3 protein-coding genes are annotated in these 4,133 nt (G+C 72.1%); all 3 read left to right on the top strand.

Going from position 1 to position 4,133, the window contains the following annotated elements:
- Nucleotides 1–268 precede the first annotated feature (268 nt).
- From ACIQOV_RS30620 to pucD, 3 genes are read left to right on the top strand one after another with little or no spacing between them, the layout of a single operon-like run.
- The gene (locus tag ACIQOV_RS30620) at nucleotides 269–1,156 is read left to right on the top strand and encodes an FAD binding domain-containing protein (RefSeq protein ID WP_401053860.1); all 888 of its coding nucleotides are present in this window, start codon (nucleotides 269–271) and stop codon (nucleotides 1,154–1,156) included.
- Nucleotides 1,153–1,641 carry a (2Fe-2S)-binding protein gene (locus tag ACIQOV_RS30615; protein WP_380547127.1) on the top strand — a complete coding sequence of 163 codons (489 nt, stop codon included), beginning with the start codon at nucleotides 1,153–1,155 and terminating at the stop codon, nucleotides 1,639–1,641. The genes ACIQOV_RS30620 and ACIQOV_RS30615 overlap by 4 nt, the downstream gene beginning before the upstream one ends.
- Nucleotides 1,638–4,016 carry a xanthine dehydrogenase subunit D gene (gene pucD / locus ACIQOV_RS30610; RefSeq protein ID WP_401053858.1) on the top strand — a complete coding sequence of 793 codons (2,379 nt, stop codon included), beginning with the start codon at nucleotides 1,638–1,640 and terminating at the stop codon, nucleotides 4,014–4,016. The genes ACIQOV_RS30615 and pucD overlap by 4 nt, the downstream gene beginning before the upstream one ends.
- The last annotated feature ends 117 nt before the right edge of the window (nucleotides 4,017–4,133 follow it).

Raw genomic sequence — 4,133 nt, 5'->3', positions numbered from 1 at the left:
GGGTGAAGGGGTAACGATAGGGCCTGACCGAGCGGGCGTGCGCGCGGGTCCGTAGCCCGCGCATCCCGGCCGGACTACGGTCGTAGGTAGCACCCGGCGAACACCCGGGCTGCGAGATTCCCCTCCTTAGAGGAACGTACAGGATGCCGGGCGGGCTCACAGCCGGGGCTTCATGCCATCGGTGACTGCCAGTGGGCCGCGTCACAGCGGTTCACTGGGCGACACGCCGCCGGACACCCGGCGGGCGAAGACTTGAGGAGACACCCGCATGGAGTTCCTTCGGCCCGCCACCTGGGACGAGGCACTCGCGGCGAAGGCCGAGTACCCGACCGCGCTGCCCCTTTCGGGCGGCACGGACGTCATGGTCGAGCTGAACTTCGACGTGCACCGGCCATCCGCGATCCTCGACCTGAACCGCATCACCGAGCTCACCGAATGGTCGAACGACGGCGGCGGCGTGCGGCTCGGCGCCGCGGTCCCGTACGCCCGGATCATCGCGGAGCTGTCCGGTCCGCTGCCCGGGCTGGCACTGGCGGCCCGCACCGTCGGATCCCCCCAGATCCGCAACCGCGGCAGCGTCGGCGGCAACCTCGGCGCGGCCTCCCCGGCCGGCGACGCGCACCCGGCGCTGCTGGCGGCCGGACGGGACGTGTTCGTCGAGGCGGCCTCGGTGCGCGGCACCCGGCTGATCCCGATCGACGACTTCTACGTCGGGGTGAAGCGCAACTGCCTGGAGGCCGACGAGCTGATCCGGGCCGTGCGGATCCCGGTGGCGGACGGGCCCCAGCAGTTCTCGAAGATCGGCACCCGCAATGCCATGGTGATCGCGGTCTGCGCGTTCGGCTTCGCCCTGCACCCGAAGAACGGAACCGTCGGCACCGGCATCGGTTCGGCCGCCCCCACGCCGCGCCGCGCCGTCGGGGCCGAGGAGTACCTCCGGGGCGTGCTCGCCGAGCGCGGCCTGTGGGAGTCCGGGGAACTGCTGGGCACCGAGGTGGTCCAGCGCTTCGGCGAGCTGGTCAAGGCCGCGGCCTCGCCGATCGACGACGTGCGGGGCACCGCCGACTACCGCCGGCACGCGCTCGCCGTGATGGCCCGCCGCACCCTCACCTGGACCTGGAACGACTACGGCAAGCAGATCAGGAGCGCGGCATGAGGGTCACTTTCACCGCCAACGGCAAGCCGGTCGAGGCCGACGACGTGTGGGAGGGCGAGAGCCTGCTGTACGTGCTGCGCGAGCGGGTCGGCCTGCCGGGCTCGAAGAACGCCTGCGAGCAGGGCGAGTGCGGCTCCTGCACGGTCTACCTGGACGGCGTCCCGGTCTGCTCCTGCCTGGTCGCGGCCGGCCAGGTGCAGGACCGCGAGGTGCGCACGGTCGAGGGCCTGGGCGCGGAGGACGGCGAACTGGGCCTGGTCCAGCAGGCGTTCGTCGACGCCGGCGCCGTCCAGTGCGGCTTCTGCACCCCCGGCCTGCTGGTGCAGACCGACGCGCTGCTGGCCGCCGATCCGCAGCCGAGCGACGACGACATCCGCGAGGCGCTGTCCGGCAACCTGTGCCGCTGCACCGGCTACGAGAAGATCATGGACGCGGTGCGGCTGGCCTCGGCCCGCACCTGCGCGGGAGCGGGGGCCTCGGAATGAGCGGGCGGACGGTCCAGCGGACGATCCAGGGACAGAAGAACCTCCAGAACATCAACCAGGCCTCCAAGGACGGCATCGGCGGCTCCCCGCTGCGCCCGGACGGCAACCTGAAGGTCCGGGGCGAGTTCGCCTACTCCTCCGACCTGTGGCACGAGGACATGCTCTGGGGCACCGCGCTGCGCTCGCCGCACCCCCGGGCGAACATCCTCTCGGTGGACATCTCCGAGGCGCTCAAGGTGCCCGGGGTGTACGCGGTGCTGACGCACGAGGACATCCCCGGCTCGAAGTACTACGGCCTGGAGATCCAGGACCAGCCGGCCCTGGCCATCGACAGGATCCGGTACCACGGCGAGGCGATCGCCCTGGTCGCCGCCGACCACCCGGAGACGGCCCGCCGCGCGGTGAAGAGGATCGCGGTCGAGTACGAGGTGCTCACCCCGATCGTCACCGAGGAGCAGTGCCTCGACCCGGAGACCCACGGGTACGTGCACGAGCCGCACGAGTACAAGTCCCATGCGTACGGCAACATCTGCCACGAGCAGCGGCTGGTCTCCGGCCGCGGCGTGACCGACGAGGTGCGGGCGCTGGCGGACGTGATCGTCAGCGGCGACTACGAGGTCGGCATGCAGGACCAGGCCTTCCTCGGCCCGGAGTCCGGCCTCGCGGTGCCCGCCGAGGACGGCGGCATCGACCTCTACATCGCCACCCAGTGGCTGCACGTCGACCGCCGGCAGATGGCCCCGGTGCTCGACCTCCCGGAGGAGAAGGTCCGGCTCACGCTGGCCGGCGTCGGCGGCGCGTTCGGCGGCCGCGAGGACCTGTCGATGCAGATCCACGCCTGTCTGCTGGCCCAGCACACCGGCAAGCCGGTCAAGATCGTCTACTCGCGGGACGAGTCCTTCTTCGGCCACGTCCACCGCCACCCGGCGCGGATGCACTACGAGCACGGCGCCACCCGGGACGGCAGACTGGTCTTCGCCGACTGCCGGATCGTGCTGGACGGCGGCGCCTACGCCTCCACCTCCCCCGCCGTGGTCGGCAACGCGGCCTCGCTCGGGCACGGCCCGTACGTCATCCCGAACGTGCGGATGCACGCCATCGCCCTGTACAGCAACAACCCGTCCTGCGGGGCGATGCGCGGCTTCGGCGCGGTGCAGGCGGCGTTCGGCTACGAGTCGCAGATGGACAGGCTGGCCGTCGAACTGGGCATGGACCCGGTGGAGTTGCGGCAGCTCAACGCCGTCTCGCAGGGCGACTTCATGCCCACCGGGCAGGAGATCGACGCGCCCGCGCCGGTGGCCGAACTGCTCCGGCGGGCCAAGGAGATGCCGCTGCCGCCGCCGCTGGACACCGAGCACCCGGACATCCGCCGGCTGCCCGGCGCCCTGTCCAACACCTCGCACGGCGAGGGGATCGTGCGCGGCGTCGGCTACTCGGTCGGCATCAAGAACGTCGGCTTCTCCGAGGGCTTCGACGACTACTCCACCGCCCGGGTGCGGCTGGAGGTGATCGGCGGCGAGCCGGTCGCCATGGTGCACACCGCGATGGCCGAGGTCGGCCAGGGCGGCGTCACCGTGCACGCCCAGATCGCCCGCACCGAGCTGGGCGTCGAGCAGGTCACCATCCACCCGGCCAACACCGAGGTGGGGTCGGCCGGTTCGACCTCCGCCTCGCGCCAGACGTACATGACGGGCGGCGCGGTGAAGCTGGCCGCCGAGGCGGTGCGCCGGGAACTGTTCGACCGGGGACGCCGACGCTACGGCTGGACCCACGACGACCTGGTACTGACCGGCGGCAAGGTGGTCTCGGCCGGGACCGGCACGCTGGTCTCCATCGTCGACCTGCTCGGCGACGACGTCATCGAGCAGACCCGCGAGCACCACCACCGGCCCACCCAGCCCTTCGACAAGGAGACCGGCCAGGGCTTCGGCCACGTCCAGTACACCTTCTGCGCCAACCGCGCGGTAGTGGACGTGGACGTGGAACTGGGCCTGGTCAAGGTGGTCGAGCTCACCGCCGTCCAGGACGTCGGCAAGGCACTCAACCCGCTCTCCGTGGTCGGCCAGATCCAGGGCGGGTGCACCCAGGCGCTGGGCCTCGCGGTGATGGAGGAGATCATCGTGCGGGACGGCAAGGTGCGCAACGCCTCCTTCACCGACTACCTGATCCCCACCATCCTGGACACCCCGCCGATCCCGGTGGAGCTGCTCGAACTGCCCGACCCCAACGCGCCGTACGGGCTGCGCGGGGTCGGCGAGGCACCGACCGTCTCCGCGACGCCGTCCATCGTGGCCGCCATCCGCAACGCCACCGGGCTGGCGCTCAACCGGATCCCGGTCCGGCCGGAGCACCTGACCACCGAACAGCCCGGCTGAGGCCCGGCCGAACGCCTCGCCGTCGGGCCCGGCCGGGCACCCTGCCGCCGGGCCGACGGCCGGAGTTCGCCCTCCCCGGGGCGGTGACCGTCATCCCCGCCGCCCCGCCGCCCCGGG

The organism is Kitasatospora sp. NPDC091257 (genome assembly GCF_044757675.1).
GTDB lineage: Bacteria > Actinomycetota > Actinomycetes > Streptomycetales > Streptomycetaceae > Kitasatospora > Kitasatospora lactacystinica.
Note: the sequence above shows the minus strand (reverse complement) of the source record. Positions and strands in the feature narration are given on the sequence as shown.